The organism is Geodermatophilus dictyosporus, from assembly GCF_900115505.1.
GTDB lineage: Bacteria > Actinomycetota > Actinomycetes > Mycobacteriales > Geodermatophilaceae > Geodermatophilus > Geodermatophilus dictyosporus.
The window spans coordinates 252,788-279,617 of record NZ_FOWQ01000002.1 but is presented as its reverse complement, the minus strand read 5'-3'; the positions used below and the strand labels follow the sequence as shown (position 1 = coordinate 279,617).

The 26,830-nt window shown below is 76.3% G+C and carries 31 protein-coding genes; 18 read left to right on the top strand and 13 right to left on the bottom strand.

What is annotated here, in order from left to right; translation table 11 throughout:
- Window positions 1-484 precede the first annotated feature (484 nt).
- Both BMZ33_RS04890 and BMZ33_RS04885 read left to right on the top strand, forming a co-directional pair.
- Window positions 485-1,762, top strand: coding sequence for a cytochrome P450 (locus tag BMZ33_RS04890; RefSeq protein WP_091108426.1), 1,278 nt, complete (start codon window positions 485-487; stop codon window positions 1,760-1,762).
- Window positions 1,762-1,953, top strand: coding sequence for a ferredoxin (locus BMZ33_RS04885; RefSeq protein ID WP_091108424.1), 192 nt, complete (start codon window positions 1,762-1,764; stop codon window positions 1,951-1,953). Before BMZ33_RS04890 ends, BMZ33_RS04885 begins: the two co-directional genes overlap by 1 nt.
- Here the strand turns inward: BMZ33_RS04885 and BMZ33_RS04880 are convergent.
- Both BMZ33_RS04880 and BMZ33_RS04875 read right to left on the bottom strand, forming a co-directional pair.
- Complete coding sequence (locus BMZ33_RS04880; RefSeq protein ID WP_091108422.1) at window positions 1,950-3,089, bottom strand: cystathionine gamma-synthase; 1,140 nt, start codon at window positions 3,087-3,089, stop codon at window positions 1,950-1,952. The two genes, BMZ33_RS04885 and BMZ33_RS04880, sit on opposite strands and share 4 nt — an antisense overlap.
- Entirely contained in the window at window positions 3,086-4,471 is a 1,386-nt protein-coding gene (locus BMZ33_RS04875) for a cystathionine beta-synthase (RefSeq protein ID WP_091108420.1), read from the bottom strand. The genes BMZ33_RS04880 and BMZ33_RS04875 overlap by 4 nt, the downstream gene beginning before the upstream one ends.
- A gap of 246 nt (window positions 4,472-4,717) precedes the next feature.
- On the opposite strand from BMZ33_RS04875, the gene BMZ33_RS23060 reads away from it, so the two are divergent.
- Both BMZ33_RS23060 and BMZ33_RS23055 read left to right on the top strand, forming a co-directional pair.
- Window positions 4,718-5,026, top strand: a complete 309-nt coding sequence (locus BMZ33_RS23060) for an aldo/keto reductase (RefSeq protein WP_169063900.1) — start codon at window positions 4,718-4,720, stop codon at window positions 5,024-5,026.
- Window positions 5,023-5,346 (top strand): aldo/keto reductase, encoded by a 324-nt coding sequence (locus BMZ33_RS23055; RefSeq protein ID WP_169063899.1) that lies wholly within the window; start codon window positions 5,023-5,025, stop codon window positions 5,344-5,346. Before BMZ33_RS23060 ends, BMZ33_RS23055 begins: the two co-directional genes overlap by 4 nt.
- Here BMZ33_RS23055 and BMZ33_RS04865 read toward each other — a convergent pair.
- A complete protein-coding gene (locus tag BMZ33_RS04865; RefSeq protein ID WP_169063898.1) occupies window positions 5,343-5,843 on the bottom strand; it encodes a hypothetical protein in 501 nt (166 codons plus the stop codon). The two genes, BMZ33_RS23055 and BMZ33_RS04865, sit on opposite strands and share 4 nt — an antisense overlap.
- Before the next feature lie 97 nt (window positions 5,844-5,940).
- On the opposite strand from BMZ33_RS04865, the gene BMZ33_RS04860 reads away from it, so the two are divergent.
- From BMZ33_RS04860 to BMZ33_RS04845, 4 genes are read left to right on the top strand one after another with little or no spacing between them, the layout of a single operon-like run.
- On the top strand, window positions 5,941-6,963 hold the full coding sequence (locus BMZ33_RS04860; RefSeq protein ID WP_091108419.1) for an aldo/keto reductase: 1,023 nt from the start codon (window positions 5,941-5,943) through the stop codon (window positions 6,961-6,963).
- The gene (locus tag BMZ33_RS04855; RefSeq protein ID WP_091108418.1) at window positions 6,960-7,751 is read left to right on the top strand and encodes an alpha/beta fold hydrolase; all 792 of its coding nucleotides are present in this window, start codon (window positions 6,960-6,962) and stop codon (window positions 7,749-7,751) included. The genes BMZ33_RS04860 and BMZ33_RS04855 overlap by 4 nt, the downstream gene beginning before the upstream one ends.
- Window positions 7,748-8,254 carry an XdhC family protein gene (locus BMZ33_RS04850; RefSeq protein ID WP_091108417.1) on the top strand — a complete coding sequence of 169 codons (507 nt, stop codon included), beginning with the start codon at window positions 7,748-7,750 and terminating at the stop codon, window positions 8,252-8,254. The genes BMZ33_RS04855 and BMZ33_RS04850 overlap by 4 nt, the downstream gene beginning before the upstream one ends.
- Window positions 8,251-9,615 (top strand): FGGY family carbohydrate kinase, encoded by a 1,365-nt coding sequence (locus BMZ33_RS04845; protein ID WP_091108416.1) that lies wholly within the window; start codon window positions 8,251-8,253, stop codon window positions 9,613-9,615. Before BMZ33_RS04850 ends, BMZ33_RS04845 begins: the two co-directional genes overlap by 4 nt.
- A 181-nt stretch (window positions 9,616-9,796) precedes the next feature.
- On the opposite strand, the gene BMZ33_RS04840 is transcribed toward BMZ33_RS04845, so the two are convergent.
- Complete coding sequence (locus BMZ33_RS04840; RefSeq protein WP_091108415.1) at window positions 9,797-10,603, bottom strand: inositol monophosphatase family protein; 807 nt, start codon at window positions 10,601-10,603, stop codon at window positions 9,797-9,799.
- 22 nt (window positions 10,604-10,625) lie between these two features.
- Entirely contained in the window at window positions 10,626-10,802 is a 177-nt protein-coding gene (locus BMZ33_RS04835; RefSeq protein WP_091108414.1) for a DUF2795 domain-containing protein, read from the bottom strand.
- A 54-nt stretch (window positions 10,803-10,856) separates the two neighbouring features.
- Here BMZ33_RS04835 and BMZ33_RS04830 point away from each other — a divergent pair, with 54 nt between their 5' ends.
- On the top strand, window positions 10,857-11,393 hold the full coding sequence (locus tag BMZ33_RS04830; RefSeq protein WP_091108412.1) for a DUF2087 domain-containing protein: 537 nt from the start codon (window positions 10,857-10,859) through the stop codon (window positions 11,391-11,393).
- A 101-nt stretch (window positions 11,394-11,494) separates the two neighbouring features.
- On the top strand, window positions 11,495-12,133 hold the full coding sequence (locus BMZ33_RS04825) for a hypothetical protein (protein WP_091108410.1): 639 nt from the start codon (window positions 11,495-11,497) through the stop codon (window positions 12,131-12,133).
- On the opposite strand, the gene BMZ33_RS04820 is transcribed toward BMZ33_RS04825, so the two are convergent.
- The 4 genes from BMZ33_RS04820 to BMZ33_RS04805 all read right to left on the bottom strand — a co-directional run bounded on the left by BMZ33_RS04820 (window position 12,130) and on the right by BMZ33_RS04805 (window position 16,369).
- Entirely contained in the window at window positions 12,130-12,561 is a 432-nt protein-coding gene (locus BMZ33_RS04820) for a VOC family protein (RefSeq protein WP_091108408.1), read from the bottom strand. The genes BMZ33_RS04825 and BMZ33_RS04820 overlap by 4 nt on opposite strands.
- An 8-nt stretch (window positions 12,562-12,569) precedes the next feature.
- Window positions 12,570-13,493 (bottom strand): ribosome small subunit-dependent GTPase A, encoded by a 924-nt coding sequence (rsgA, locus tag BMZ33_RS04815; RefSeq protein ID WP_169063897.1) that lies wholly within the window; start codon window positions 13,491-13,493, stop codon window positions 12,570-12,572.
- 89 nt (window positions 13,494-13,582) lie between these two features.
- Complete coding sequence (gene aroA, locus BMZ33_RS04810; protein ID WP_091108407.1) at window positions 13,583-14,863, bottom strand: 3-phosphoshikimate 1-carboxyvinyltransferase; 1,281 nt, start codon at window positions 14,861-14,863, stop codon at window positions 13,583-13,585.
- Window positions 14,864-14,905: 42 nt separating this feature from the next.
- The gene (locus BMZ33_RS04805) at window positions 14,906-16,369 is read right to left on the bottom strand and encodes an NAD-dependent succinate-semialdehyde dehydrogenase (protein WP_091108405.1); all 1,464 of its coding nucleotides are present in this window, start codon (window positions 16,367-16,369) and stop codon (window positions 14,906-14,908) included.
- Window positions 16,370-16,531: 162 nt separating this feature from the next.
- On the opposite strand from BMZ33_RS04805, the gene BMZ33_RS04800 reads away from it, so the two are divergent.
- Both BMZ33_RS04800 and BMZ33_RS04795 read left to right on the top strand, forming a co-directional pair.
- Entirely contained in the window at window positions 16,532-17,278 is a 747-nt protein-coding gene (locus tag BMZ33_RS04800) for an SOS response-associated peptidase (RefSeq protein ID WP_091108403.1), read from the top strand.
- A 74-nt stretch (window positions 17,279-17,352) separates the two neighbouring features.
- On the top strand, window positions 17,353-18,834 hold the full coding sequence (locus BMZ33_RS04795) for a fused MFS/spermidine synthase (RefSeq protein WP_169063896.1): 1,482 nt from the start codon (window positions 17,353-17,355) through the stop codon (window positions 18,832-18,834).
- Here BMZ33_RS04795 and ybaK read toward each other — a convergent pair.
- Window positions 18,831-19,304 (bottom strand): Cys-tRNA(Pro) deacylase, encoded by a 474-nt coding sequence (gene ybaK, locus BMZ33_RS04790; RefSeq protein ID WP_091108401.1) that lies wholly within the window; start codon window positions 19,302-19,304, stop codon window positions 18,831-18,833. The two genes, BMZ33_RS04795 and ybaK, sit on opposite strands and share 4 nt — an antisense overlap.
- Window positions 19,305-19,523: 219 nt before the next feature.
- On the opposite strand from ybaK, the gene BMZ33_RS04785 reads away from it, so the two are divergent.
- Together BMZ33_RS04785 and rsrA are read left to right on the top strand one after the other, a co-directional pair.
- On the top strand, window positions 19,524-20,234 hold the full coding sequence (locus BMZ33_RS04785) for a sigma-70 family RNA polymerase sigma factor (protein WP_169063895.1): 711 nt from the start codon (window positions 19,524-19,526) through the stop codon (window positions 20,232-20,234).
- Complete coding sequence (gene rsrA / locus BMZ33_RS04780) at window positions 20,231-20,569, top strand: mycothiol system anti-sigma-R factor (protein WP_091108395.1); 339 nt, start codon at window positions 20,231-20,233, stop codon at window positions 20,567-20,569. Before BMZ33_RS04785 ends, rsrA begins: the two co-directional genes overlap by 4 nt.
- A 131-nt stretch (window positions 20,570-20,700) precedes the next feature.
- Here rsrA and BMZ33_RS24630 read toward each other — a convergent pair whose 3' ends face one another.
- Window positions 20,701-20,775, bottom strand: coding sequence for a 50S ribosomal protein bL37 (locus BMZ33_RS24630; RefSeq protein WP_014377707.1), 75 nt, complete (start codon window positions 20,773-20,775; stop codon window positions 20,701-20,703).
- 122 nt (window positions 20,776-20,897) lie between these two features.
- Between BMZ33_RS24630 and BMZ33_RS04775 the strand changes: the two genes are divergently transcribed.
- Together BMZ33_RS04775 and BMZ33_RS04770 are read left to right on the top strand one after the other, a co-directional pair.
- Window positions 20,898-21,998: a biotin carboxylase N-terminal domain-containing protein gene (locus BMZ33_RS04775; RefSeq protein WP_169063894.1), complete on the top strand. Its 1,101-nt coding sequence runs from the start codon at window positions 20,898-20,900 to the stop codon at window positions 21,996-21,998.
- A 58-nt stretch (window positions 21,999-22,056) separates the two neighbouring features.
- Complete coding sequence (locus BMZ33_RS04770; protein ID WP_091108393.1) at window positions 22,057-22,281, top strand: biotin/lipoyl-binding carrier protein; 225 nt, start codon at window positions 22,057-22,059, stop codon at window positions 22,279-22,281.
- 13 nt (window positions 22,282-22,294) lie between these two features.
- On the opposite strand, the gene BMZ33_RS04765 is transcribed toward BMZ33_RS04770, so the two are convergent.
- On the bottom strand, window positions 22,295-23,095 hold the full coding sequence (locus BMZ33_RS04765; protein WP_169063893.1) for an esterase/lipase family protein: 801 nt from the start codon (window positions 23,093-23,095) through the stop codon (window positions 22,295-22,297).
- A gap of 134 nt (window positions 23,096-23,229) precedes the next feature.
- Here BMZ33_RS04765 and BMZ33_RS04760 point away from each other — a divergent pair, with 134 nt between their 5' ends.
- Window positions 23,230-24,750 carry a WS/DGAT/MGAT family O-acyltransferase gene (locus BMZ33_RS04760; protein WP_169063892.1) on the top strand — a complete coding sequence of 507 codons (1,521 nt, stop codon included), beginning with the start codon at window positions 23,230-23,232 and terminating at the stop codon, window positions 24,748-24,750.
- Here BMZ33_RS04760 and BMZ33_RS04755 read toward each other — a convergent pair.
- Window positions 24,725-25,183 carry a GNAT family N-acetyltransferase gene (locus BMZ33_RS04755; RefSeq protein ID WP_169063891.1) on the bottom strand — a complete coding sequence of 153 codons (459 nt, stop codon included), beginning with the start codon at window positions 25,181-25,183 and terminating at the stop codon, window positions 24,725-24,727. The two genes, BMZ33_RS04760 and BMZ33_RS04755, sit on opposite strands and share 26 nt — an antisense overlap.
- A 122-nt stretch (window positions 25,184-25,305) precedes the next feature.
- On the opposite strand from BMZ33_RS04755, the gene BMZ33_RS04750 reads away from it, so the two are divergent.
- Complete coding sequence (locus tag BMZ33_RS04750) at window positions 25,306-26,811, top strand: sensor histidine kinase (protein ID WP_091108386.1); 1,506 nt, start codon at window positions 25,306-25,308, stop codon at window positions 26,809-26,811.
- The last annotated feature ends 19 nt before the right edge of the window (window positions 26,812-26,830 follow it).

Below are 26,830 nucleotides of genomic sequence, written 5' to 3'. Positions count from 1 at the left end.
ACCGGGGCCTTCGCCGGGTGCCGGCGGTGGGCGGTCGACGTCTCCGTGGTCGACGAGGCGGGGCGGGCGGGGCCGAGGGGATCGCCCGGCCCGACCCTCGCGGTCGACGGGCCGGCCGACGCCGCCCCGGTGGTCGCCGTCGCCTTCGCGCCGGTGCACGGCGAGTACGGCGACCGCAGCCGGGCCGACGGCGTGCGCGGCGCCGAGGTGACCCGCCAGGCCGGTGCCCTCGGCTGGCCACGGGTCGTGCCCGCCGAGGAGGTTACCGCCCCGGCCCTGGACGCCGCACCCGGGCGCTGCCTGTCCGGCGAGCTCGACGGGGCGGTCGCCGCGGCCCCGGGGGCGGGGCCGGGCGGGCAACGCGGCGGCCCGGGCGTGGCTGTCCCGTCCGTTCGGGTGCTGACGACGTGGTGTGTTGCCGGTCACAGGGCGTGGTCTCTAGCGTGGCCTGACCGTCCCCGCGCCCGCTCCAGGAGGCCCGCCCGTGACCGTCGCACCCGAGGACGTCGACCTCTCCACCGTCGACCTCTCCGACCGGGACTGGTGGGCCCGCCCGCCGCAGGAGCGGCACGCGGCGCTCGACCGGCTGCGCGCCGAGCGGCCCTTCGCCTTCTTCGCCGAGCCCGACCTGCCGGGCATCCCGGCCGGGCCCGGCTACCACGCGGTCACCCGCTACGCCGACCTGGAGACGATCAGCTCGCAGCCGGGGCTGTTCTGCTCCGGGAGGGGCGCGGTGTCCATGCAGGACGTCCCGGCCGAGCTGCACGAGTTCTACGGCTCGCTGATCAGCATGGACGACCCGCGGCACGCCAAGATCCGCCGGATCGTGTCGAAGACGTTCACCCCGCGGATGCTCGAGCGGACGCTGGACTCCGTCCGCGCCGTGGTCGACGACGTCCTGGCCCGCGCCCGGGTCACGGCCGAGGCGCACGGCGGGGTTCTCGACGTCGTCCCCGACCTCGCCGCGCCGATCCCGCTCCGGGTCATCTGCGACATGATGGGCGTCCCCGAGGAGGACCGGTCCCGGGTGCTCGCGTGCTCCAACATCGTCCTCTCCGGTGGCGACCCGGACCTCATCGAGGACGACGACCCGCTGACCGCCTTCCTCACCGCGGGCATGGAGATGGCCGCGCTCATGGAGCGGCTGGCCGCCGAGCGGCTGGCCGACCCGCGCGAGGACCTCACCACCGCGCTGGTCACCACCGAGGTCGACGGCGAGCGGCTCACCTCCCAGGAGATCGCCTCGTTCTTCATCCTGCTGCTGGTGGCCGGCAACGAGACGACCCGCAACGCCATCTCCCAGGGCCTGCTGGCGCTGTCGGAGTGGCCGGAGGAGCGGGCGCGGTGGGCCGCCGACCCGTCGCTGGACCGCACCGCCGTCGAGGAGGTCGTGCGGTGGGTCAGCCCGGTCACCTGGATGCGCCGCACCGCCACCCGGGACGGCGAGGTCGGCGGGCACCGGTTCACGGCCGGTGAGAAGTTCCTGCTGTTCTACAACGCCGCCAACCGCGACCCGGCCGTCTTCGCCGACCCCCAGCGCTTCGACGTCGGCCGCGACCCCAACCCGCACGTGGGTTTCGGCTCCCGGGGGCCGCACTTCTGCCTGGGCGCACACCTGGCCCGCCGGGAGCTGCAGGTGACCTTCCGGGCGCTGTTCGACCAGCTGCCCGACCTGGAGGTCACCGGCCCGCCCGACCGGCTGCGCTCGTCGTTCGTCAACGGGCTCAAGCACCTGCCGGCCCGGCTGACGGGCGTGCGCTGATGCGGGTCGCCGTCGAGCGGGAGCGCTGCGTCGGGTCCGGGCAGTGCGAGCTGCTCGCGCCCGACGTCTTCGAGGTCGACGACGACGGCGCGGTGCGGCTGCTCCAGGACGACCCCGCCGACGACGGCGCCGTCCGGGACGCCGTGCAGCAGTGCCCGACCGGCGCGCTCGCCCTGCTCGACGGGGACTAGGCGAGCGCCTGCTCGAGGTCGGCGAGCAGGTCGTCGACGTCCTCGATGCCCACCGACAGCCGCACCAGGTCGGCCGGCACCTCCAGCGGCGACCCGGCCGCGCTGGCGTGCGTCATCCGGTGCGGGTGCTCGATGAGCGACTCGACGCCGCCGAGGGACTCGGCCAGCGTGAACAGCTGCGCGCGCTCGCACGCCCGCAGCGCCGCCTCCTCGCCGGCAGCCAGCCGGAACGACAGCATCCCGCCGAAGCCGGACATCTGCTTCGCCGCGACGTCATGGCCGGGGTGGTCGGGCAGCCCGGGGTAGAGCACCCGGGAGACGGCCGGGTGCTCCAGCAGGTACTCGGCGATCCGGCCGGCGTTGTCCTGGTGGCGGTCCATGCGCACGCCGAGGGTCTTGATGCCGCGCACCACCAGCCAGTCCGACAGCGGCCCGGACACCGCGCCCATCGCGTTCTGGTGGTAGGCAAGCTGCTCGGCGAGGTCGTCGTCGCCGACGACCAGCGCGCCGCCGACGACGTCGGAGTGCCCGCCCAGGTACTTCGTCGTCGAGTGCACGACGACGTCGGCGCCGAGGGTCAGCGGCCGCTGCAGGTACGGGCTGGCGAAGGTGTTGTCCACGACCAGGATCGCGCCCGCCTCGTGCGCGACCTCCGCGGTGAGCGCGATGTCGGCGACGTTGAGCAGCGGGTTGGTCGGCGTCTCGCACCAGACCACCCGCGTGCTCCCGGGCCGGATCGCCGCGCGCAGGGCGTCGGGGTCGTTGAGGTCGGCCGGGGTGTGCTCGACGCCCCAGCGCGAGACGACCCTCGAGATGAGCCGGTAGGTGCCGCCGTAGGCGTCGCCGCCGAGGACGACGTGGCTGCCGGGCTCGCAGACGGTGCGCAGCAGGGTGTCCTCGGCGGCCAGCCCCGAGGCGAAGGCCAGCCCCGCGACGCCCTCCTCGAGCGAGGCGAGCAGCTCCTGCAGCGCGGCGCGGGTCGGGTTGCCGCTGCGGGCGTACTCGTAGCCGCCGCGCAGCCCGCCGACGCCGTCCTGCTTGAACGTCGTGGCCAGGTGCAGCGGGACGACCACGTCCCCGGTGGCCGGGTTCGGGTCCTGCCCGGCGTGGATCGCCCGGGTGTCGAACCCGCTCACCGGGTCACCCCCGCCAGGTGGCCGAGCACGTCCTGCCGCGTGACGACGCCGGCGGGCTTGCCGTCGACGTGCACCACCAGGGCGTCGGCGTCGCCGAACTCGGCGACGGCGGCGCTCACCGGCTCGCCGGAGCCGATGATCGGCAGCGGCCCCGACATGTGCTTCTCGACCCGGTCGGCCAGCGACGCCCGGCCGGCGAACAGCGCGTCGAGCAGCACCTTCTCGTCCACCGAGCCCACCACCTCGCCGGCGGTCACCGGCGGCTCGGCCTTGACCACGGGCATCTGGCTGACGCCGTACTCGCGGAGGATGTCGATGGCGTCGCGCACGGTCTCGTTGGGGTGGGTGTGCACCAGCTCCGGCGTGGCCCCGCCCTTGGCCGACAGCAGCTCGCCGACCGTCTCGCCGGTCCCCGTCACGTCCAGGAAGCCGTAGTCGGCCATCCACTGGTCGTTGAAGATCTTGTTCAGGTAGCCGCGGCCGCCGTCGGGCAGGAGCACCACGACGACGTCGTCCCTGCCCAGTCCCTCGGCGGCCCGCAGCGCGCCGGCGACGGCCATGCCGCACGACCCGCCGACGAGCAGGCCCTCCTCGCGGGCCAGCCGCCGGGTCATGTGGAAGGAGTCGGCGTCGGACACCGGGACGATCTCGTCGGCGATGCCGCGGTCGTAGGCCTCGGGCCAGAAGTCCTCGCCCACGCCCTCGACGAGGTAGGGGCGGCCGGTGCCGCCGGAGTAGACCGAGCCCTCCGGGTCGACGCCGACCACCTTCACGCGGCCGTCGGAGACCTCCTTGAGGTAGCGGCCGATGCCGCTGATCGTGCCGCCGGTGCCGACGCCGGTGACGAAGCAGGTCACCTTCCCCTCGGTCTGCTCCCAGATCTCCGGGCCGGTCGTCTCGTAGTGCGACCGCGGGTTGGCCGGGTTGGCGTACTGGTCGGGCTTCCAGCCGCCGGGTGTCTCGCGGGCCAGCCGGTCGGAGACCGAGTAGTAGGACCGGGGGTCCAGCGGGTCGACGGCGGTGGGGCAGACGTGCACCTCGGCCCCGTACGCCCGCAGCACGTTGATCTTGTCCTGGCTGACCTTGTCCGGACAGACGAAGACGCACCTGTAGCCGCGCTGCTGGGCGACCAGCGCCAGGCCGATCCCGGTGTTGCCGCTGGTCGGCTCCACGATCGTCCCGCCCGGCTCCAGCTCCCCGCTGGCCTCGGCGTCGTCGACCATGCGCACGGCGATGCGGTCCTTCACCGAGCCGCCGGGGTTGAGGTACTCGACCTTCGCCAGCACCAGCGGCGCGTCCGGGCCGAGGTCGGCGGTGACGCGCGACAGCCGGACCAGCGGGGTGCCGCCGATCAGGTCGACGACGGACTCGGCGTACTGCACGCGGACCTCCTCGCACCGGCACCCGGGACGGGCGCACTGCCCCCATCCCACCACCCGCGATGAGTCCCGGCCGCGCGCGCCGTCCCGTCCGCCGTGACGACGACGGGCCTGCGGGCCGACGAGGGGTGCGCACCGGCGCCGGGGGGCGCGCGGGTGTACCGGCGCGGCCCGTCGTCGACGGGTTCCCGTCCTCGTCCGTCCGCCGGCGGCGGTGTCGTGCGCGGCGGACCCGGGCAGGGCACGGGCATGACCGCGCCCCTCCCCACCGCGCCGCTGCCCGGCGGCGGCGCCATGCCGCTGCTCGGCTTCGGCACCTGGCAGATGACCGGCCCCACCTGCTACGACGCCGTCCGGACGGCCCTGGACGCCGGCTACCGGCACCTGGACACCGCGACGGTGTACCGAAACGAGGCCGAGGTGGGCCGGGCGCTGCGCGACTCGGGGCTCGACCGCGACGAGGTCTTCGTGACGACGAAGCTGCCGCCGCGCGAGGCCGGCCGGTCAGCCACCACTCGCTGGAGCAGGTCGACCGGCTCACCGCGGCCACCGGGGTGACGCCGGAGGTCAACCAGGTCAGCTGGGCGCCGTCGCGGTACGACGCGGCCGTCGAGGCCGGGCACCGCGAGCGCGGCGTGGTGCTGGAGGGCTACAGCCCGTTCAAGAACACCGACCTCGCCGACCCCGTGCTGCGCGAGGTCGCCGACGCCCACGGCGTGACCCCGGCGCAGGTGGTGCTGCGCTGGCACGTCGAGCACGGCGTCGTGGTGATCCCGAAGTCGGCGACCCCGGAGCGGATCCGGGCCAACCTGGCCATCGCCGGCTTCGCGCTCTCGGCGGACGAGGTGGCCCGCGTTGACGCCCTCGCCCGGGGCTAGGCGCCGGCGGCGGCGGGCGGTGCGGTCACCGGCCGCCGCGGCTCGCCGGCGAGGGCCGGGCGGACGTCGACCATCGGCGCGACCAGCCCCGTCGTCGGCCGCCGCACCGGGGTCAGGGAGGGTGCCGACGACCGCCGCCGCGAGCGCAGGGCGGTGAGCAGGTCCAGCGCCGCCAGGGCCGCGGCGCCGCCGATGACGGTGCGCAGCTGCTCGTACCGCCGGCCGCGCCGGTTCGACAGCGCGACGCCCATGACGGTCAGGTCGACCGCGTCGCCGAGGACCCGGGTCCACGCCCAGCCGGGGCGCCCGGCGAGCAGGCCGGCGGCGTGCGCCAGCTCCCGGGCGCCGACGGCGGTGATCACCGGCACCGCGACGGGGGAGTCGTCGACGCCGGCGAACCGGGCGACGCCCGCGGGTGAGGCCAGCATCGAGGTCCCGAGACCGAGGCTGGCCAGGCCGAGCAGGCGGGCGGTGCGGCGGGCGGGGCGCGCGCTCATGGGTCCTCCCGGGGGATCGCTGCCCGGGCGGCTACCCGGGCTCCCGGCCCGGAAACGGCGGTGGCGGCGCCGCGCGCGCCGGGACGAGACTGCGGGCATGACCTCTCCCGTCGGTACCCGCACGCTCGGCCGCGACGGTCGGGGCGGTGGCCTGACCGTCTCCGCCCTCGGCCTCGGCTGCATGGGCATGAGCCAGATGTACGGCGCCGCCGACCGCGACGAGTCCCTCGCCACCGTCCACCGCGCGCTCGACCTCGGCGTCACCTTCCTCGACACCTCCGACGTCTACGGCGACGGGCACAACGAGGAGCTCGTCGGCGAGGCGATCCGCGGCCGGCGCGACGAGGTGCAGCTGGCCACCAAGTTCTCGCTGTCGCGCAACGACCGCGGGGGGATGGACATCGACGGCCGGCCGGAGAACGTGCGGGCCCGCGCCGAGGCGAGCCTGCGCCGGCTGCGCGTCGACGTCATCGACCTCTACTACCAGCACCGGGTGGACCCGCGGGTGCCGATCGAGGACACCGTCGGCGCGATGGCCGAGCTGGTGGCGCAGGGCAAGGTCCGCCACCTCGGGCTGTCGGAGGCGTCGGCCGCCTCGATCCGCCGCGCCGCCGCGGTGCACCCGATCGCCGCACTGCAGAGCGAGTGGTCGCTGTGGACCCGCGACCTGGAGAACGAGGTCCTCGGCGTGGCGCGCGAGCACGGGATCGGCATCGTGCCGTTCAGCCCGCTGGGCCGCGGCTTCCTCACCGGCGCCATCCGCGGCCCCGAGGACTTCGCCGAGGACGACTGGCGCCGCGGCCACCCGCGCTTCACGGGCGAGGCGTTCGCGGCGAACCTGCGGCTGGTCGACGCCGTCCGCGCGATGGCGGAGGAGCGAGGCTGCACGCCCGGCCAGCTCGCGCTGGCCTGGGTGCTCGCGCAGGGCGACGACGTCGTGCCCATCCCCGGCACCAAGCGGCGGCCCTACCTGGAGGAGAACGTCGTCGCCGCCGCCGTCGGGCTGACCGGCGACGACCTCGCGCGGCTCGGCGAGATCGCCCCGCCCGGGGTGGCGCAGGGCGGCCGCTACGCCGACGCCTCCTATGCCTACGGCGACAGCCCGGAGCGCGCCGCGTGACCGTGCCGGCGACGCGACAGCGGGTGCCGGGGGCCGACGGCGTCGAGGTCGCCGTGCACCGGTGGGATGCTCCCGGTGACCGGCCGCCGGTGTACCTCCAGCACGGCTTCGTCGCCGACACCCGGCTCAACTGGGTCGGCACCGGCGTCCTCGGGGTCCTCCTGTCGGCCGGGCGGGAGGTCGTCGGCGTCGACGCCCGCGGGCACGGGAGGTCGGACAAGCCGCACGACCCCGGCGCCTACGGAGAGCTCCGGATGGCCGACGACCTGCGCCGGGTGGCCGACGCGCTGGGCCACGACTCGTTCGACCTGGCCGGCTTCTCGATGGGCGCGACGGTCGCGCTGCTCACCGCGGCCGCCGACCGGAGGGTGCGCCGGCTGGTGGTCTGCGGCGTGGGCGCCCCGCTCGTCGAGCCCGGTGGGGCCGAGCGCCACCGCGTCCTCATGGCGGGGCTGGCCGCGGCGTTCGAGGCGGTCGACGTCGCCGAGGTGCGCGATCCCGTGACCGCCCCGTACCGCCGGCTGGCCGACGCCCTCGCCGCCGACCGGCACGCCCTGGCCGCGCACGCCCGGGCGGTGCACACCCGGGAGGCCGACTGGGGGGCGATCACCGCGCCCACGCTCGTCCTCGCCGGTGACGCCGACCCGCTCGCGGCCCGCCCCGAGGTGCTCGCCGCGGCCATCCCCGACGCCCGGGTGGCCGTCGTCCCCGGTGACCACTCGAGCGCGCTCCGGGCGCCGGCCTTCGCCGAGGCGCTGGTCGGCCACCTCGAGGAGGAGGAGCGGTGAGCACCGACCCGAACTGCGGCGTCGCGCACGGCGCCCCGGCGCCGGCCTCCACCGGCCGGGTGCTGGTGGCCGTCTTCGCCTCGCCCGTGGCCGAGGTACTGCAGCGCTGGGCGCCCGAACTCGGCTTCCGCACCGTGCTGCTCGACCCCGACCCGGCGCGCGGGGCCGGCCTGGTCGCGCTCGACGACCTGACCGGGGACCTCTCGGACGCCGACGTCGTGGTCACCGACCACCACCGGCCCGAGCTCGGCGAGGTGCTGCGGGACGCCCTGGCCCGCCGGGTGCGCTGGGTCGGCGTCATGGGCAACCCTCGGCACGAGGGCCCGCACGTGGCGGCGCTGGCCGCGCTCGGCGTCCCGCCGGAGGAGGTCGCCCGGGTGCACCGGCCGATCGGGCTGGACATCGGCTCCCGCACGCCGGCCGAGATCGCGCTGAGCACGCTGGCCGGGCTGCTCGCCGACCGCAACGGCCGCGGCGGCGGGCCGGCGCACGGCCCGCGGTGACCGCCGTGCTGCTCGGCGCCGACCTCGGCACCAGCGGCCTGAAGCTGGTGGCCCTCGACGGGGAGGGCCGGCTGGTCGCCGAGACCGAGGCCGGCTACCCCGTCGAGCGCCCGGCGCCCGACCGCGCCGAGTGCGCCGTGGCCACCTGGCGGCAGGCGTTCGACGACGCCCTCGCCCGGCTGCTGCCCGCGCTGGGCGGCCGGCCGGTCGCCGCGCTGGGCCTGTCCGGGCAGATGCACGGCGCGGTCCTCGTCGACGGGGCCGGTGCGGCGCTGGCGCCCGCGGTGCTGTGGCCCGACCGCCGCGCCGCCGCCGAGGTGGCCCGGTGGCGCGCCCTGCCCGCCGCCGACCGGGCGGCGCTGGCCAACCCGCTGGTGCCCGGGATGACTGGCCCGGTGCTGGCCTGGCTGGCTGCCCACGAGCCGGACCTCGTGGCCCGAGCGGCGGCGGTGCTGCTGCCCAAGGACGCGCTGCGCGCCACCCTCCTGCCCGGCGCCGACCCGCGGGTCACCGACCGCAGCGACGCCTCGGCCACGCTGCTGTGGGACGTCGTCGCGGACGGCTGGTCCGGCGCCGCCCGCGCCGCCGCCGGGGTGCCCGCGGAGCTGCTGCCGGCGGTGCGCCCGTCGGCGGAGGTCGCCGGCGTCGCCGTCCTCGGCGGGGCGGAGGTGCCGGTGGTCGTCGGCGGCGCGGACACCCCGCTGGCGCTGCTGGCCGCCGGCACGGCCGACGGGCTGCTGGTCAACCTCGGCACCGGCGCCCAGGTGCTGAGCCCGGGCGTGGTGCCCGCGCCGGCCGACGACCCGCCGGTGCACGCCTACGCCGACACCGGCGGGAGCTGGTACGCCATGGCCGCGCTGCAGAACGGCGGGTCGGCCTGGACGTGGGCGGCCGGCGTCCTCGGCGTGGCACCGGGGGAGCTCTTCGAGCTCGCCGCGCAGTCGCCGCTCGGCGCCGGGGGTGCGGTGTTCGCGCCGTACCTCACCGGCGAGCGGGGCGGCGTGGCCGGGCCGGACGACCGGGCCGGCTGGACGGGGCTCACGGCCGCGACCACCCGCGCCGACCTCGCCCGCGCCGCGGTCGAGGGGGTGCTGTCGGCGACCGCGGCCGCCGTCGGCCTGCTGGGCGGCCCGGGGGCGGGACCCGTCGTCCTCACCGGTGGCGGCGGGCGCTCGCCGCTGGTCCGGCAGGGCCTCGCCGACGCACTCGGCCGGCCGGTGACGTACCTGCCGCTGCGCAGCGCGTCCGCGGTCGGCGCGGCGGTGCTGGCCGGGCGGGGGACCGGCACCCCGGTGGAACCCCGGCGGACGCCGGAGCCGCCGGTGGCGCCCACGGAAGGGCGTGGGCGCGGGGGCCGTTGACCCGGTGGCGGGGTCCGGCGCGGACCCCACCTCGGAAGGGAGGACGCCCCGTGGCGCTGTTCGACGAGGTGGCCCAGCTCGCCCGCACCGGCGGCCGCGGGACCGGCGGTCCCCGCCCGACGGCCTGAGACCACGGCGGCCCCTCCCCGGACCCGGGGAGGGGCCGCCGTCGCGTGCGCGGCTAGGCCGGGGGGTCGGGCAGGCGCAGGTGGGCCAGCGCGGCGTCGTGCAGGTGGCCGTTGGTGGCCAGGGCGCTGCCACCGGCCGGCCCGGGGGCGCCGGAGAGGTCGGTGAACCGGCCGCCGGCCTCGCGCACGATGACGTCGAGCGCGGCGAGGTCCCACAGCGACACCTCGGGCTCGCAGGCGACGTCCACCGCGCCCTCGGCGAGGAGCACGTAGCTCCAGAAGTCGCCGTAGGCGCGGGTGCGCCAGACCGACCGGGTCAGGTCGAGGAAGCCGTCGAGGACCCCGCGCTCCTCCCAGCCCGACAGGCTGGAGAAGGACATGCTCGCGTCCCCGAGGTCGGAGACGCCCGAGACCCGGCAGCGGGTGGCCGACTCCAGCCGCCGCCCGGTCCAGGCGCCGACGTCCTTGGCCGCCCACCAGCGCCGGTTGAGCGCCGGGGCCGACACCAGGCCGACGACCGCCTCGTCGCCGTCGAACAGGGCGATGAGCGTGGCCCAGACCGGCACGCCGCGGACGAAGTTCTTCGTCCCGTCGATGGGGTCGAGCACCCAGCGCCGCGGGCCGTGCCCCGTGACGCCGAACTCCTCGCCGAGGACGGCGTCCCGGGTGCGGGCCCGCGCGAGGGTGATCCGCAGCTGCTCCTCGACGGCGCGGTCGGCGTCGGTGACCGGCGTCAGGTCCGGCTTGGTCTCGACGGCGAGGTCGAGGGCCTTGTAGCGGTCCATGCTGATGGAGTCCGCCTGGTCGGCGAGCACGTGTGCCAGGTGCATGTCCCCCGTGAAGTCCCGGCCCGGTGTCATGGGCACCGAACCTAGCGGGGCGTCAGTCGAAGACCGCGGCACTGACCCCGCTGGGACCCTCGTACTCGCGGTCGTCGATCTTCTGCAGCGCGTCGAGCACGTCCTTCCCGCCGCCCTTGGCGTGCTCGAGGATCTGCTCCTTGGTCGCCGGGTAGTCCATGCCCTTGAGGGCCTTCTGGATGTCGATGGGGCTCACCATGGAATCCCGCCTACCCGGGCCCATGCAGGTCGATGCGCGGATACCGTCGCTGGGGTGGAGGCGGCGAGGATCGTGGGGCTGCTGGCCGACCCCACCCGGTTGAAGGTGGTCGCGGCCCTGGCTCTGGGTGCCGGGACGATCGAGGAGGTCGCCGCCGCGTCCGGGCTGGAGCTCAAGGACGTCGCGCTGGCCGCCCGGCGGCTGGCACGCGGGGGCCTGGTGCGCCGCGACGGGCACGTGCTCGAGCTGGTGACCGACCGGTTCGCGGCTGCCGCCCGGGCCGCCGCCGAGGCCGCGCCGGCGCCCGAGCCGCTGTCGGAGGACCCCGCGGAGTCCGCCGTCCTGGCCGCGTTCGTCCGCGAGGGCCGGCTGGTGTCCATCCCCGCACAGCGGAGCAAGCGGCGGGTGGTGCTCGAGCACCTGGTGCGGGTCTTCGACGTCGGCGTCCGCTACCCCGAGCGGGAGGTCAACGCGCTGCTGGCCGTCTGGCACCCCGACACGGCGGCGCTGCGGCGCTACCTGGTCGACGAGGGCCTGCTGAGCCGCTCCGCGGGCCTGTACTGGCGCTCCGGCGGCTGGGTCGACGTCTAGACCCGGCACCTCCCCGGGAGTGGTCGTGCTCTGACCACACCCGTGGTCAGAGCACGACCACTCGCAGGACAGGTGTCCGCCCGGGGGGCCACACTCCGGACGTGCCCAGCGCCGACGCCTTCCGCGCGCTCGCCCGCTCCTCGCCCGAGCGCTGGTCGACGCTGCGGTTCACCGAGCGCCGGCGCCGCGACGGTGCCTGGTCGGCACCGGTCCGGGCGTGGCTGCGCCGGCCCGACCTGCTGCGCGTCGAGGACGCCGGGGGCCGGCTGCTCGGCGTCGTCCGCGAGACCGGCGCCGACCACGACCCGATGTGGCAGGACTACCGCTGGGTGGCCGAGCTGCGGCCGGAGGAGCTCGCCGACGGCCTCGACCCGGACGCGCGGGCACCTGCCGCGGGGGCGGCGCTGGAGCTCGACGGCCTGCGCGAGGTCGAGCACGCCGGCCGCCCGGCGTGGGAGGCGCTGGCCGTGCCCACCGACCGGTACGAGCCGCGCTGCGGCTGCTGCCCCCTGCTCCGGAGCCGGCGGGTCGACGAGCTCGAGTGGGGCAGCGTCCCCGAGGGCGTGGAGTACCCGACCGCACACCTCGTCCGGCTCGACGTGCGGACCGGCGTCTGCGTGTGGGCCGAGGCGCTCGACGGCACCTACGCGGGCGAGACCCACGACCTGCGCATCGAGGCGGTCGACGAGCCCGTGCCCGACGACCTGTTCCGCCGCGCGCGGCGCCGGGGCGCGGTCTAGCCGAGCCGCACGGTCCCGTCGGCGTCGACCGACCAGCCGGGGTTGTGCGCGACCTCCCAGACGACGCCGTTGGGGTCGCGCACCAGCGCGTGGAACACGCCGCCGAACGCGCCCTCCTCCGGGGCGGTGAGCACCGTGCCCCCGGCGGCGGCCATCGCGTCGGCCAGTGCCCGGACGGCGTCGCGGTCGCCCACGTTGTGCGCCAGCGTCACGCCGGAGACGGCCGGGCGTTCCGGGCCGGTGCCGAGGTCCTGGCCGAACTGCGCCGCCTCGAAGAAGGCGAGCACCGTGCCCGGTGCGACCTGGAAGAAGACGATCTCGCCGGGCACGTCGAGCAGGGGCGTCCAGCCGAGGCCGTCGACGTAGAACCGCCGCGCCGCATCGAGGTCCGGGGTGGCCAGGGTGGTGAAGTGGACCTGTTGCTCCACGGAGCCTCCTAGTAGCCGGGGCCGAGCTGGCCCACCGCGTCGAGCAGCCGCCGCACGCTGGCCAGCCGTTCGGCGCGGCCCGGTGGCCCGGCCGTGGCCCAGGCGTCCAGCGCGCAGTCGGGGTCCTCGGCGGAGTGCCCGCAGCCGGGCGGGCAGTCGACGGCGCCCTCGGCCAGGTCGTCGAACGCGCCGACCACGTCGTCGGCGGTGACGTGCGCCAGCCCCAACGAGCGGATGCCCGGGGTGTCGATGACCGTGCCGCCGCCGGGCAGGTCGAACAGCACCGCCGACGACGAGGTGTGCCGGCCCTTGCCGACCTTGCTCACGTCGCCGGTGGCCCGGTCGGCGTCGGGCACCAGGCGGTTGACCAGCGTCGACTTGCCCACCCCCGACTGCCCGACGAACACGCTCGTGCGGTCGGTCAGCCGCGCCAGCAGCGGGTCCAGCGGCGCCTCCCGCGACATGGGCACCGCGTCGACGTCGAGCCCGGCGTAGCGGTCGAGCAGGGGCCGCGCGCTGGCCAGGTCGGTCTTGGTCAGGCAGAACAGCGGCTCCAGGCCACCGGCGAACGCCGCCACCAGACAGCGGTCGAGGAAGCCGAGCGCCGGGTCGGGGTCGATCACCGAGGTGACGACGACGAGCAGCTCGGCGTTGGCCACGACCACCCGCTCGGTGGGATCGGTGTCGTCGGCGGTGCGCCGCAGCGACGTCGTCCGGTCCTCGATGACGACGATGCGGGCCAGGGTGTCGGGCCGGCCGCTGGTGTCGCCGACCAGCCGCACCCGGTCGCCGACCACCACGCCGTGCCGGCCCAGCTCGCGGGCGCGCATCGCGGTCACCTCGACCGGCGCGCCGTCGGCACCCTCGACCCGCACGGTCATGCGGCCGCGGTCGACGGCGACCACCAGCCCCGGGACGGCGTCGGCGTGCACCGGGCGGGTGCGGGTGCGCGGCCGCGAGCCACGCCGGTTGGGCCGGACGCGGATGTCGTCCTCGTCCGACCGGCTGTCGTGCCGGCGGCTCAGGAGGGCACCTCCGCGGTCGCCGCGAGCATGCCCGCCCAGCGCTCGCGGAAGTCCGGCAGCGTCTTGGCGACCGCCTCCGGCCCCGACACCCGCACCCCGTCGACCGCCAGGCCGAGGACGGCGGCGGCGTGCACCATGCGGTGGTCGGCGTAGGAGTCGACCAGCGCCGGGCGGCCCGGGCCGGGGGTGACCACCAGCCCGTCGGGCAGCTGCTCGACCCGGGCGCCGACGGCGGTGAGCACCTCGTCGAGCGCCTGCAGCCGGTCGGTCTCGTGGCCGCGCAGGTGGCCGATCCCGGTGAGCCGGGAGGGGCCGTCGGCGAGCGCGCACAGCGCGGCCAGCACCGGCGTCAGCTCGCCCACCTCGTGCAGGTCGGCCACCAGCGGCGCGATCCGGCCGGTGCCGGTGACCCGCAGCCCGCCGGGGGTGCGCTCGACGTCGGCGCCCATCCCCGCCAGCAGCCGGTCCAGCTGCGCGCCGGGCTGGGTGGTGACCTCCGGCCAGTCGGGGACGGTGACCCGCCCGCCGGTGACCAGCGCGGCGGCGAGGAACGGCGCGGCGTTGGACAGGTCGGGCTCGACCACGCGGTCCCGCGCCGCGACCGGCCCGGGGGCGACCCGCCACCCCCGCCCGGTGGCGACGACGTCCACCCCGTGCTCGCGCAGCGCCGTCACGGTCATCTCCACGTGCGGCATCGACGGCACCCCGCCGGCCAGGGCCAGGTCGAGGCCCCCGGCGAAGCGGGCGGCGGCCAGCAGCAGGCCCGAGACGATCTGGGAGGACTCGCTCGCGTCCACGGTCACCGCGCCGCCGCGCACCCCGCCGGTGCCGTGCACGGTGAACGGCGCCCGGCCGCGGCCGTCGTCGTCGACCCGGACGCCGAGGTCGCGCAGTGCCGCGACCAGGCCGGCGTTGGGCCGCTCGTGCAGCCGCGGGTCGCCGTCCACCCGGACCGGTCCGTCGGCGAGCGCGGCCACCGGCGGGAGGAACCGCAGCACGGTGCCGGCCAGCCCGGCGTCGACCTCGGCCGGGCCGCGCAGCGCGCCGGGCGTCACCCGCCAGTCGGGGCCGTCGTCCTCGACGCGCACGCCGAGGGCGCGCAGCCCGGCGGCCATGAGCTCGGTGTCGCGCGCCCGCAGCGGGCGGACGACCCGGCTCGGGCCCTCGGCGAGCGCGGCCAGCACCAGCGCCCGCGCGGTGATCGACTTCGACCCGGGCAGCGGGACGACGGCGTCGACGGGCGTCGGGCTGTGCGGTGTCGTCCAGACCTCGGTCACGGGTCCATCCTGCCCGGGAGGCGACACCGCACCGCCCACCGCTCAACCGCCGACCGGCGGCTTCGGCTTCTTCACCGGCACCGTGCGGACCAGCCGCCGGTTGGCGAACTCGAACATCGCCAGCTCGGAGAGCTCGCGGCCGTAGCCGGAGCGCTTGATCCCGCCGAAGGGCAGCTCGGGGGAGGAGCCGGTGGGCTGGTTGATCCACACCATGCCGGCCTCGAGCCGCTCGGCCACCGCCCGGGCGCGGTCGAGGTCGCTGCTCATGACCGTGGCGCCGAGGCCGAAGTCGCTGTCGTTGGCCAGCGCGACCGCCTCGTCGGCGTCCTTGACCTTGTAGACGACGGCCGCGGGGCCGAAGAGCTCCTCGCGGTAGGCCCGCATCTCCGGGGTCACGTCGGTGAGGATCGTGGCCTCGACGAAGGCGCCCGGGTGCTCGGGCCGCTTGCCGCCGGCCACGACGGTGGCGCCCTTGTCGACGGCGTCCTGGATCTGCGCGTGCAGGTCCTGCGCGGCCCGCTCGCTCGACAGCGGGGCCAGCGACGTCGAGGGGTCGGCCGGGTCACCGGGGGAGAAGGTGGAGAACGCCTGCTTGAGGCCCTCCACGAACGGCTCGTAGTTCTCCTCGGTGACGATCAGCCGCTTGGAGGCGGTGCAGGCCTGGCCGGTGTTCTGCATCCGGCCCATGGTGGCGGCCTTGACCGTGGCGGCCATGTCCTCGGCGTCGAGCACGATGAACGGGTCGCTGCCGCCGAGCTCGAGCACCGACTTCTTGAGGTGCTTGCCGGCCAGGGCGCCGACGGCGGAGCCCGCGCGCTCGCTGCCGGTGAGGGTGACGCCCTGGATGCGGGGGTCGGCGATGACCTGCTCGACGTCGTCGATGCGCAGGAAGGTGTTGGTGAAGACGCCCTCGGGGGCGCCGGCGTCGGTGAACAGCTGCTCGATGGCCACCGCGCACTGCGGGGTGATCTCGGCGTGCTTGAGGATCACGGTGTTGCCCAGCACCAGGTTCGGGCCGGCCACGCGGACCACCTGGTAGAAGGGGTAGTTCCACGGCTCGATGGCCAGCAGCACGCCGACCGGCTGCGTCTCGACGACCGCCTCGCCCTTGCCCATCAGCGGCGTGATCTGCGTGGGCTCGAGGAAGCCGGGGCCGTTGTCGGCGTAGTACTTGAGGATCATCGAGCACAGGAAGAGCTCGCCGGTCGCCTCCTCGTGCCGCTTGCCCATCTCGGTGGTGATGAGCCGTGCGAGGTCGTCGCGGCGCTCGTCCATGAGCTCGGCGGCCCGCCGGACGACGGCGGCGCGCTCCTCGACCGGGCGCTGCCGCCACTCCTGGTAGGCGGCGTGCGCCTTCCCGACGATCCCGTCGATGGCCTCGGTCGGCGTGAAGTCGAACTCCTTCTCGACCTCGCCGGTGAAGGGGTTGACCGTCGCGTAGCGCCGCTCGGCGGACTCGCTCGCGGTCTTCGGCTGCTGGTGCGGTGGGTTCTGGGTCGCGGTCACGGGTCGATCCTCGCGCCTGGACGGCTCCCGTGCAGGGTCCCGCCGCGGGCCTGCGGGTGGTGGGGGCACGGGGGTCCTTCCACGGTCGCGCTGTCCCCGGTCCCGCCTAGAGTCGGTCGCGCGGGCCCGTCCGGGCCGGCCCGACAGCCGGGAGGACCAGCCATGTGCGGTCGCTACGCCGCCACCCGCCGTCCCGAGGACCTCGTGGTCGAGTTCGAGGCGGTCCCCGCCGAGGGGCAACAGCCGCTCCGGGCGGACTACAACGTCGCGCCGACCAAGGACGTCTACGTGGTCCGCACCAGGCGCGAACGCGACGCCGAGGGCAGCCCCACCGGCGCCGGGCACCGCGAGCTGCGCGCCGTCCGCTGGGGGCTGGTGCCCTCCTGGGCCAAGGACCCCGCGGTGGGCAACCGGCTGCTCAACGCCCGCGTCGAGTCGCTCACCGAGAAGCCGGCCTTCCGCTCGGCCGCCCGCTCGCGGCGCTGCCTGGTGCCGGCCGACGGCTGGTACGAGTGGCAGAAGAAGCTCGACTCCCCGGGCAAGCAGCCCTTCTTCATCACCCCCGCCGACGGGTCGGTGCTCGCCATGGCCGGCCTGTACGAGGTGTGGGGCAAGGGCGAGGACCGGCTCTACACCTGCACCGTGGTCACCGCCCCCGCGGTCGGGACCCTGACCGAGATCCACGACCGGATGCCCCTGGTGCTGCCGCGCGAGCGGTGGGCCGACTGGCTCGACCCGGCCCGCGACGACGTCGACGCGCTGGCCGAGCCGACCCCGCCGGAGCTCGTCGAGGCGCTGGAGCTGCGCCCGGTGGGCACCGCGGTGAACAACGTCCGCAACAACGGCGCCGAGCTGCTGGCCCGGGTGGAGGGCACCAGCGCCCCCGCCGACCAGCCGGCGCTCTTCTGAGGGGTCCCGTCCTGAGCGAGCGCGCGACCGTCGACCGCACCCCCACGCCGACGGGTGGCGCGCTGCCCGGCTGGGTGGCGGCCGGCGTCACCTTCCTGTCCTCCGGCGCGGTGCTGGTGCTCGAGATCGTCGGGCTGCGGCTGATCGCGCCCTACGTCGGCATCACGCTGCAGACCAACACCGCGGTCATCGGGTTCGCGCTGGCCGCGATCGCCATCGGCGCCTGGGCCGGCGGCGCGGCGGCCGACCGCACCGACCCGCGGCGGCTCATCGCCCCGCTGATGGTGGCCGGCGGGGCGCTGGTGGTCGCCGTCCTCCCGCTGGTCCGCTTCACCGGGTCGCTACTGACCGGCACCGACGCCGGCGGCGTGCTGCTGCTGGCCGCCGTCGCCGTCGTGGTGCCCGCGGCGCTGCTGTCGGCGGTGCCGCCGATGGTGGTCAAGCTGCAGCTGGCCACCCTCGACGAGACCGGCGCGGTGGTCGGGAAGCTGTCGGGCATCGGCACGCTCGGCGGCATCGCGGCCACCTTCGTCACCGGGTTCCTGCTCATCGCCGTGTTCCCCAGCAGCGGCATCCTGGTGGGCACCGGGCTGGTCACCGTCGTCGCCGGGGTCGCGGTCGGGGTGCTGCTGCGCCGCAGTGCCGCGGGCGGGGCCGGCCGGGTCCCGGCCGGGCTGCTCCTGCTCGCCGTCGCCGGGTCGCTGCTCGCGGCGGTCGCGCCGACGCCGTGCGAGGAGGAGACCGCCTACCACTGCGCCCGCGTGGTGGCCGACCCCGAGCGGGACGGCGGCCGGGTGCTGGTGCTCGACACGCTGCGGCACTCCTACGTCGACCTCGACGACCCCACGCACCTGGAGTTCGAGTACGTGCGGGCGATCGCGGCGGTGACCGACGCGATGGCACCGGCGGGCGAGCCGCTGTCGGCGCTGCACCTGGGCGGCGGCGGGGCGACCGTGCCGCGCTACCTGGCGCAGGTGCGCCCCGGCACGGTCAGCCGCGTGCTGGAGGTGGACCCCGGGGTCGTCGAGATCGACCGCGAGCAGCTGGGGCTGGTGGAGTCCGCCGACCTCGAGGTGCGGATCGGTGACGCCCGCGTCGGGCTGGGCGCGGAGGCCGGGGACACCCGCGACCTGGTCGTCGGCGACGCCTTCGGCGGCCTGTCGGTGCCCTGGCAGCTGACCACCGTGGAGGCGCTCGGCCTGGTCGACCGCGCGCTCACCGACGACGGCGTCTACGTGGCCAACCTCATCGACCACCCGCCCCTGGGCTTCGTCCGTGCGGAGCTGGCCACCATGCGGCAGGTCTGGCCGCACGTGCTGCTGCTGGCCCGCGCCCCGGTGCTCGCCGGGGAGGACGGTGGCAACCTGGTCGCCGTCGCCTCCCACCGGCCGCCCGACGAGGCGGCGCTCGCCGCGGCCCTGCTGGCGCAGGACTCCACCTGGCAGGTGGCCTCGGCCGAGGAGGTGGCCGCCCTCGCCGGCGACGCGCAGGTGCTCACCGACGACAGCGCCCCGGTCGACCAGCTGCTCACCCCCTACGGCGCCCCGGATCGCTAGCGCGCGATCGGGGCGGTGCGGGCGCAGGTGAGGCGGACGAGGTCGGCCGGGGACAGCTCCACCTGCAGACCGCGGCGGCCGGCGCTCACCATCACGGTCCCGAACGCCAGCGCCGACGCGTCGACCACCGTCGGCAGCGCCTTGCGCTGCCCCAGCGGGCTGATGCCGCCGACGACGTAGCCGGTGGTGCGCTCGGCGTCGGCCGGGTCGGCCATCGCCGCCTTCCGCCCGCCGGCCGCAGCGGCCAGGGCCTTGAGGTCGAGGCTGCCGCTGACCGGGACGACGGCCACGGTGAGCGCGCCGTCGACCCGGGTGACCAGGGTCTTGAACACCTGCCGGGGGTCGGCGCCGAGCGCGGCCACCGCGGCCTCGCCGTGACCCTGGTCGCTCGGGTGCTCGGGGTCGTAGGGGTGCAGGGTGTGCGCCACACGGGCCTTCTCCAGGGCCCGCACCGCGGGGGTCGCCGCCACGGCCGGGCACTGTATCCAGCGGGCCCGGCGGCCGCCGCCGACTTCCCGCGGCGGGGAATGACCCTCGCGGCGGGCACCGTTGCAGGGACCGTGAGCAGCACCGTCTCCAGCGCCCGCACCCGGGCCCCGCGCCGGCGGCCCCCGGGCCGGCCCGACGCCGCGCGACTAGGATCGACCGATGTGGCAGCCCGCCTCCGGGTGCCGCAGAGAGGACGGTCGGTGCCTGAGGAGTCCGCAGGCGGGAACCCCGCCGTCGAGCCCGCCGAGACCCCGCAGGTCGCGGGCGCGCCCGTCGAGGTGCCCGAGGCCCGCGAGGGCGGCAGCCGCACCGAGGTCGCCGAGACGCGCGCCGAGCGCGACGCCCGGTTCGAGCGCGACGCGCTGCCCTTCCTCGACCAGCTCTACCCGGCGGCGCTGCGGATGACCCGCAACCCCGCCGACGCCGAGGACCTGGTCCAGGAGACCTTCGTCAAGGCCTACTCCGCGTTCCACCAGTTCGCCGAGGGCACCAACCTCAAGGCCTGGCTGTACCGGATCCTGACCAACACCTACATCAACAGCTACCGCAAGAAGCAGCGGCAGCCGCAGCAGTACCCCACCGACCAGGTGCAGGACTGGCAGCTCTACGCCGCCGAGGAGCACAGCTCCAGCGGCCTGCGCTCGGCCGAGATCGAGGCGCTGGACCACCTGCCCGACTCCGACATCAAGGACGCGCTGCAGCAGCTGCCGGAGGACTTCCGGCTGGCGGTGTACCTCGCCGACGTCGAGGGCTTCGCCTACAAGGAGATCGCCGAGATCATGGGCACGCCCATCGGCACGGTGATGTCCCGTCTGCACCGCGGCCGGCGGGGGCTGCAGAAGCTGCTGGCCGACTACGCCCGCGAGCGCGGCTTCGTCCGCGCCGGCGCCGGAGAGGGGGCCGGGTCGTGAGCACCGGGCAGGAGCACCCGCTCGAGATCTCCTCCTGCGACGACGTGCTGTCGCACGTCTTCGAGTTCCTCGACCACGAGACCGACGACGCCCGCCGCGAGGTCATCGCCGAACACCTCGAGGACTGCTCGCCCTGCCTGCGGCAGTTCGGCATCGAGCAGGAGTTCAAGGCGCTGGTCCGGCGCCGCTGCGGCGGGGACAAGCCGCCCATCGGGCTCAAGGACCGGATCAAGCTGCAGCTGACCCACGTCTCCTTCGAGGAGGACGGCACCCAGGTCAGCGTGGAGCAGGTGCGCACCGAGGTGGTCCGCACCGACTGGTCCACCGAGGACTAGCAGCACACGCGACGGCGCCCCGCACCGATCCGGTGCGGGGCGCCGTGCTGTCTGTGGTCTCGTGCTGGAACGGCCCTCTGCAGGGTCCCGCCCCGAGCGTCAGCCAGGGGTGGGGGCAGAGGGGTCCTTCCTCAGGCGTTGGGGCGCTTGCCGTGGTTGGCCTTGTTCCCCTTGCGGGAGCGCCGCTTGCGTCCACGCTTGGACATCGCTGCCCTCCTCTCCTCGTCGTCGGGTGGTCGGCGGGGACCGCCGGGACTGGCCCCAGGGTCCCACAAGAGGGTGGGACACACCCCGGCCGGTGGGGCAGGTGTCGGTACCGCGGGGGACCATGGCCGGGGACGGGGACGACGGGGACCCCGCCAGGGACGAGGGGATCGGCGTGGCCCAGCACGGGATCGAGAGCGTGCTCGTGGCGGGCCGGGGGCCCGCGGCGTGCGCGGTCATCGCGGCCTGCTCCCGGCTCGACGTGAAGTCGGTGGCCGTCTACTCCGAGGCCGAGCGGTCGGCCCGGCACGTGCGGCTGGCCGACGACGCGGTGCTGCTCGGCGCGGCGCCGGCGGTGGAGTCCTACCTCGCCGTCGACCGGATCGTCGAGGCCGCCCGCCGCAGCGGGGTGGCCGCCGTCCTGCCGGTGCCGCCGGCGCTGGCCGGCAACGCCGCGCTGGCCGGCGAGGTGGCCGCTGCCGGGCTGACCTGGATCGGCCCGCCGGCCGAGGTGCTCGAGCGGCTCGGCGGGGACGGCGTCGAGCCGGCCAGCGAGCACGGCCTGCTGGCGCTGGTCACCGACGAGGGCCTGCGCTACCCGACCCCGGTGGCCCGCGACCGGGCCGCCGGCACCGCCCGGGTGTCCTGGACCCCCGAGCCGCCGCTGGAGGTGCCGCCCGGCGCCAAGCGGCTGGCCGAGGTGGGCTGGCGCGGCCTGGTCACCGTGGGCGTCTCCGAGGACGGCGAGCTGGGCGAGATCGCGGCCGGCTTCTCCCTCGACATGGCGGTGCTCGAGCGCGCGCACCGGGTGGACGCCGTCGACCTGGCGCTGGCCGCGGCTGCCGGCGAGCGCGGGCCGCGCCGCCGCACGCCCGAGGAGCACCCGCCGCGGGCCGCCGTCGCCGTCCAGCTGCGCGCCACCCTGCCGCCGGGCCGCGCCGGGCGGGTCACCGGGTGGCTGCCGGACTCCGGCCGGGTGCGCGGCACCGCCGGCCGCACCGAGGTGGTCGCGGTGAGCGGCTACGAGCCCGGCGACCGCCTCGACGCCTGGTACGACGCGCTGCTGGCCACCGTCAGCGCCGGCGGCGACGACACCGCCACCGCTGCCCGGGCGGCCGCCGCGGCGCTGTCGGGACTGCCCGAGACCGGGGTCCCGCACGACGGGGACGAGGTGCGCGCGGTGCTCGGCCGGCTGGCCGACGGCGACCCCGCGCCCGGCAGCTGAGCCGCCGCCCGCTGCGGGTCACCTGCTTGGATGGGACCCGACCCGAGGGAGGTGCCGCGTGGCGGTCGAGGAGATCCACGCCGAGATGGTCTCGAGCGTGTGGCGGGTCCTGGTCGCGCCGGGAGCCCAGGTCGCGGCGGGGGACACGCTGGTGGTCCTGGAGTCGATGAAGATGGAGATCCCCGTCCTCGTCGAGCGCGCCGGCGTGGTGCAGGAGCTGCACGTCGTCGAGGGCGAGGTGCTCCAGGAGGGCGACCTCATCGCCACCGTCGCCGGCGACTGAGCCGCGGTCCCCGTCAGGCCGGCGCCGCGGTCGGCGCCGCCAGGGCGGCCAGCCGCCGGCCGAGCAGCCGGTAGACCTCCGGGTGGACGCTCATGCCGATGTGGCTGGAGTCGACCTCGACGTTGTCGGCGGCCGGGTCCAGGCACGCGTGCCAGTCGACCACCCAGTCGCTGCGGGAGTACACCGACACGTAGGGGACGTGGGCGGGGAAGGGCCGGTCGAGCTCCGCGGCGAGGTCGTCGGCGCAGCCGCCCCGCACGCAGTCGTCGCGGAACAGCCCCGGCACCCCGGCGGTGCCGAGCGCCGCGACCAGCCGGACCTGGGCGGCGACCACCGGGTTGATCGCCAGGTGGTCGACGTTCGGGCTGCCCAGCGTCACGATCCCGCGGACGAGGTCGGGCCGGCGCACCGCCACCAGCTTGGCGAACAGCCCGCCGCGGCTCTGCCCCACGATCGCCGCCGGGCGCCCGGCCCGGTCGGTGAGCTCGACCAGCCGGCGCTCCAGGCGCTCGACCGCCAGGCCGGTGCAGTCGACGTTGACGCGGATCTGCGAGGTGCACGTCCGGTAGCCCCGGGCCCGCAGCCAGCGGTCGAGCAGCGACAGCGACGGGTCGCCGGCCAGGAACCCGGGCACCAGCAGGACCGGCAGGCCGCCGCCGTCGGGCACGCCGTGCCCGCGCCACACGGGGGAGCGCACCAGCGCGGCCGCCTCGCGCCACGGCCGCTGCGCCGCGAGCAGGGCGGCGACCGGGGAGGCGCCCAGCCACGGGGGAGCCTCACCGGCCGGGGTGCGGGGGAGCGCCGCAGTGCGCATCGCGTGTCCTCGTCTCCGGGGGGCCGGGGCGGGTGCCGGCCCTCTCGCAGCCGAGTGTGGGGCCTGACACACTCGGCCACACCCCGCGGGGTGCCGGTCGGTCCCCGTGTCGCGCCCCGAGGAGGCCAGCGGCCGTGAAGCAGCTGTCGGGTCTGGACGCGGCGTTCCTGCACCTGGAGACGTCCGCGCAGTTCGGCCACGTCTCGAGCCTGTCGGTCTACACGCGCCCGGACACTCCCGACTACCGGCCCTACGACGCGTGGCGGACCCAGCTGCAGCAACGGCTGCACCTGCTCGAGCCGCTGCGCCGGCGGCTGGCCGAGGTGCCGCTGGGCCTGGACCACCCGTACTGGGTGGCCGACCCCGCCTTCGACCTCGACTTCCACGTGCGGCACACGGCCGTCCCGCCGCCGGGCACCGACGACCAGCTCGCGGCGCTGGCCGGCCGCCTGGTCTCCCGGCCCCTCGACCGGCGCAAGCCCCTGTGGCTGTCCTACGTCATCGAGGGGCTGGCCGACCGCCGCTTCGCCGTCCTGACGATCGTCCACCACGCCACCATCGACGGGGCGTCGGGCGTGGAGCTGATGACGCTGATGCTCGACGACAGCCCGGAGGGCGGCACCGTGCCGCCCGAGGGTGACGCGTGGACGCCCGAGCGGCCGCCCGGCGACCTCGAGATGCTCGCCCGCGGCGCGCTCGGCCTGGCCCGCAAGCCGGCGCGCGGGGTGCTCCTGGCCACCCGCACCGCCCGCGAGATCGGCCGGGCGACGCGCAACCCGGTGCTGGTCCGGGCCGCCAACGACGTCCGCCGCAGCCTGCGCGGCCCGCTCGGCACGGTGCTCAACCTCGGCCGCACCCGCCCCGAGGAGCCCGACCGGCCGGCGTCCCTGCCGAGCGTCCGGCCGCCGCGCACGCCGTTCAACGGGCCGATCACGCCGCACCGCAGGCTCGCCATCCGGTCGACGTCGCTCGACGTCGTCCGCCAGGTGAAGTCGGCACTGGGCGCCACGGTCAACGACGTCGTCATGGCCGCGTGCGCCGGGGGGCTGCGCACCTTCCTCGACCGCCGCGGCGTGCTGCCGGACGACCCGCTCGTCGCGCTGGTGCCCGTCTCGGTGCGCACGGGGGAGGAGACCGACCGCTGGACCAACCGGGTGTCGATGCTCTCGGCGGTCCTGCCCACCGACGAGCCCGACCCGGTGCAGCGGGTCCGGCGCGTGCACGAGTCGATGACCAGCAGCAAGGAGCTGTTCTCCGCGCTGCCCGCCGAGCGGCTCACCGACTTCGCGGAGTTCCCGCCGCCGGCGGTGTTCGCGCGGGCGATGCGGCTGAGCGCGCGGCTGCGCCTGGGGTCCCGGCTGACGCCGGGCAACCTCGTCATCTCCAACGTGCCCGGCCCGCGCACCCCGCTGTACGCCGCGGGAGCCCGCCTGGAGCACTACTTCCCGGTGTCGACGATCGTGGAGGGCCAGGGCCTCAACATCACGGTGCAGAGCTACCTCGACCGCCTGGACTGGGGCCTGGTCTCGTGTGCCGAGCTGCTGCCCGACGTCGCCGTGCTGCTGGCCGACGTGCTCGACGAGCTCGACGCCCTCGCCGCCGCCGCGGGGGTCGCCGCGCCGGCCGGGGTCACAGGTCGAGCGCGTACACCATGAGGTCGATGCCGGGCACCGGGGACCAGTCGCGCGCCGGCAGCCGGGTGAAGCCGAGCCGCCGGTAGAGGCGGTGCGCGGTGGCCATCCGCGGGTCGGTGGAGAGGACCACGCGCCGCTTGCCCGCCGCCCGGGCGCGGTCGAGGCACTCCTGCACGAGCAGCTCGCCGATCCCGCGGCCGCGCGCCGCCGGGTCGACGACGAGCATCCGGAACGCCGCCTCGGCGTCGGACTCGGTGACCTCGCCGAAGTCGCCCTCCAGCACCAGCGCCACCGCCCCGACCACCGCGGCGCCGTCCCGGGCCACCAGGAGGGTCGAGCGCGCGGCCCGTCCCGCCACGTCGGCCAGCGCGGGCAGGTAGTGCTCGGAGGCGAGGTCCTCGTCGCGGTAGACCCCGGCGGTCAGCGCGCCGATGCGCGCGAAGTCGGCGGGCACGGCCTCCTCGACCGGAACGGGAGGGAGGGGGGACGGCGCGGCCACGGCTCCCGAGCCTAGGAGGACGCCGCCGTACCGGTACCGCGGGTGCGCCGGCGCCCCGACCTACCCTCGACAGCACCATGAGCACCCTCTCCGAACGCCTGCACCGCGGCTCGGCGTCCGCCCCGTCGCAGGTCGACCACGCCCGCCGACTGGTGGCCGACTGGCAGCTGCTGGCCGACCTGGCCTTCGCCGACCTGACGCTGTGGGTGCCGCTGCGCACCGGTGCCTGGTGGTGCGTGGCGCAGGTGCGGCCGCTGACGGCGCCGACCAGCCAGCCCGAGGACCTCGTCGGCAGCGAGGTGCAGGACGCCGACGCCGACGCCGAGCCGTTCCGCCTGGCCTACCGCGAGGGCCGGCCGGTGACGGAGGGGGACCCGGACTGGTCGGGCGCCAGCCCGCGCCGGCGGGAGGTCATCCCGGTGCGGCACGACGGCGTCGTCGTCGCGGTGCTGGCCAAGGACACCAACCTGGCCGTCACCCGGTCGCCGTCGACCCTGGAGCTGACCTACCTCGACATCGCCGCCGACCTCTGCCTCATGGTGTCGGCCGGCACCTTCCCCCCGGAGAAGCTCCTCGACGGCGAGCTGACCCCGCGGGTGGGCGACGGGCTGGTGCGCCTGGACGCCGCCGGCCGCGCCGTCTACGCCAGCCCCAACGCGCTGTCGGCCTTCCGGCGGCTGGGGGTGACCGGTGACCTGGCCGGCGCCGACCTCGCCCGGGTGACCCGGTCGGCGGCCTCCGACGGGGTGGCCGGCGAGGCGGTCGCGGCGAACATCTCGGCGGCGGTGGCCGGCCGCTTCCCCGACCCCACCGACGTCGAGGGCCGCAGCGCCACGCTGCTGGTGCGCGCGCTGCCGCTGCAGGCGCCCGGTGCCGAGGAGGGCGCGCTGGTGCTCGTCCGCGACGTCACCGACCTCCGCAGCCGCGACCGGGCGCTGCTCACCAAGGACGCGACCATCCGCGAGATCCACCACCGCGTGAAGAACAACCTGCAGACGGTCGCCGCGCTGCTGCGGCTGCAGGCCCGGCGGATGACCGAGCCGGCCGCGCGGGCCGCGCTGGAGGAGTCGGTGCGCCGGGTGGCCTCGATCGCGGTGGTGCACGAGACGCTGGCCGGCAGCCGCGAGGACGTCGTCGACGTCGACGGCGTGCTCGACCAGGTGCTGCCGATGCTCGGCGACCTCACCTCGATCGGCCCGGCCGCGCGCACCCGCCGGGTGGGCGCCTTCGGCGAGCTGCCCGCGGCCACCGCCACCCCGCTGGTCATGGCCGTCACCGAGCTGCTGCACAACGCCGCCGAGCACGCCTTCCCGGCCGACGGCCAGCCCGGCTCGATCGAGCTGGTGGCCGAGCGCGACGGCGACGACCTGGTGGTGCGGGTGCGCGACGACGGCCAGGGGCTGCCCGAGGGCTTCGACCCGGCGCTCAGCGACGGCCTGGGCCTGCAGATCGTGCGGACCCTGGTCACCAGCGAGCTGGGCGGGAGCCTGCACACCGCGACGCCGGCGCAGCCGCCCGGCCCCGGCCGTCCGGGCACCGAGGTCGTGCTCGACCTCCCCGGCGCCGGCCGTCCCCGCCGGTAGCGGCCTGCGACGCCGAGAG

Coding starts and splice junctions, on each gene's coding strand:
- BMZ33_RS04885 (WP_091108424.1), top strand. CDS start 1,762: ATGCGGGTCGCCGTCGAGCGGGAGCGCTGCGTCGGGTCCGGGCAGTGC.
- BMZ33_RS23060 (WP_169063900.1), top strand. CDS start 4,718: ATGACCGCGCCCCTCCCCACCGCGCCGCTGCCCGGCGGCGGCGCCATG.
- BMZ33_RS04865 (WP_169063898.1), bottom strand. CDS start 5,843: ATGAGCGCGCGCCCCGCCCGCCGCACCGCCCGCCTGCTCGGCCTGGCC.
- BMZ33_RS04860 (WP_091108419.1), top strand. CDS start 5,941: ATGACCTCTCCCGTCGGTACCCGCACGCTCGGCCGCGACGGTCGGGGC.
- BMZ33_RS04840 (WP_091108415.1), bottom strand. CDS start 10,603: ATGACACCGGGCCGGGACTTCACGGGGGACATGCACCTGGCACACGTG.
- BMZ33_RS04835 (WP_091108414.1), bottom strand. CDS start 10,802: ATGGTGAGCCCCATCGACATCCAGAAGGCCCTCAAGGGCATGGACTAC.
- BMZ33_RS04800 (WP_091108403.1), top strand. CDS start 16,532: ATGTGCGGTCGCTACGCCGCCACCCGCCGTCCCGAGGACCTCGTGGTC.
- BMZ33_RS04775 (WP_169063894.1), top strand. CDS start 20,898: ATGGCCGGGGACGGGGACGACGGGGACCCCGCCAGGGACGAGGGGATC.
- BMZ33_RS04765 (WP_169063893.1), bottom strand. CDS start 23,095: ATGCGCACTGCGGCGCTCCCCCGCACCCCGGCCGGTGAGGCTCCCCCG.
- BMZ33_RS04750 (WP_091108386.1), top strand. CDS start 25,306: ATGAGCACCCTCTCCGAACGCCTGCACCGCGGCTCGGCGTCCGCCCCG.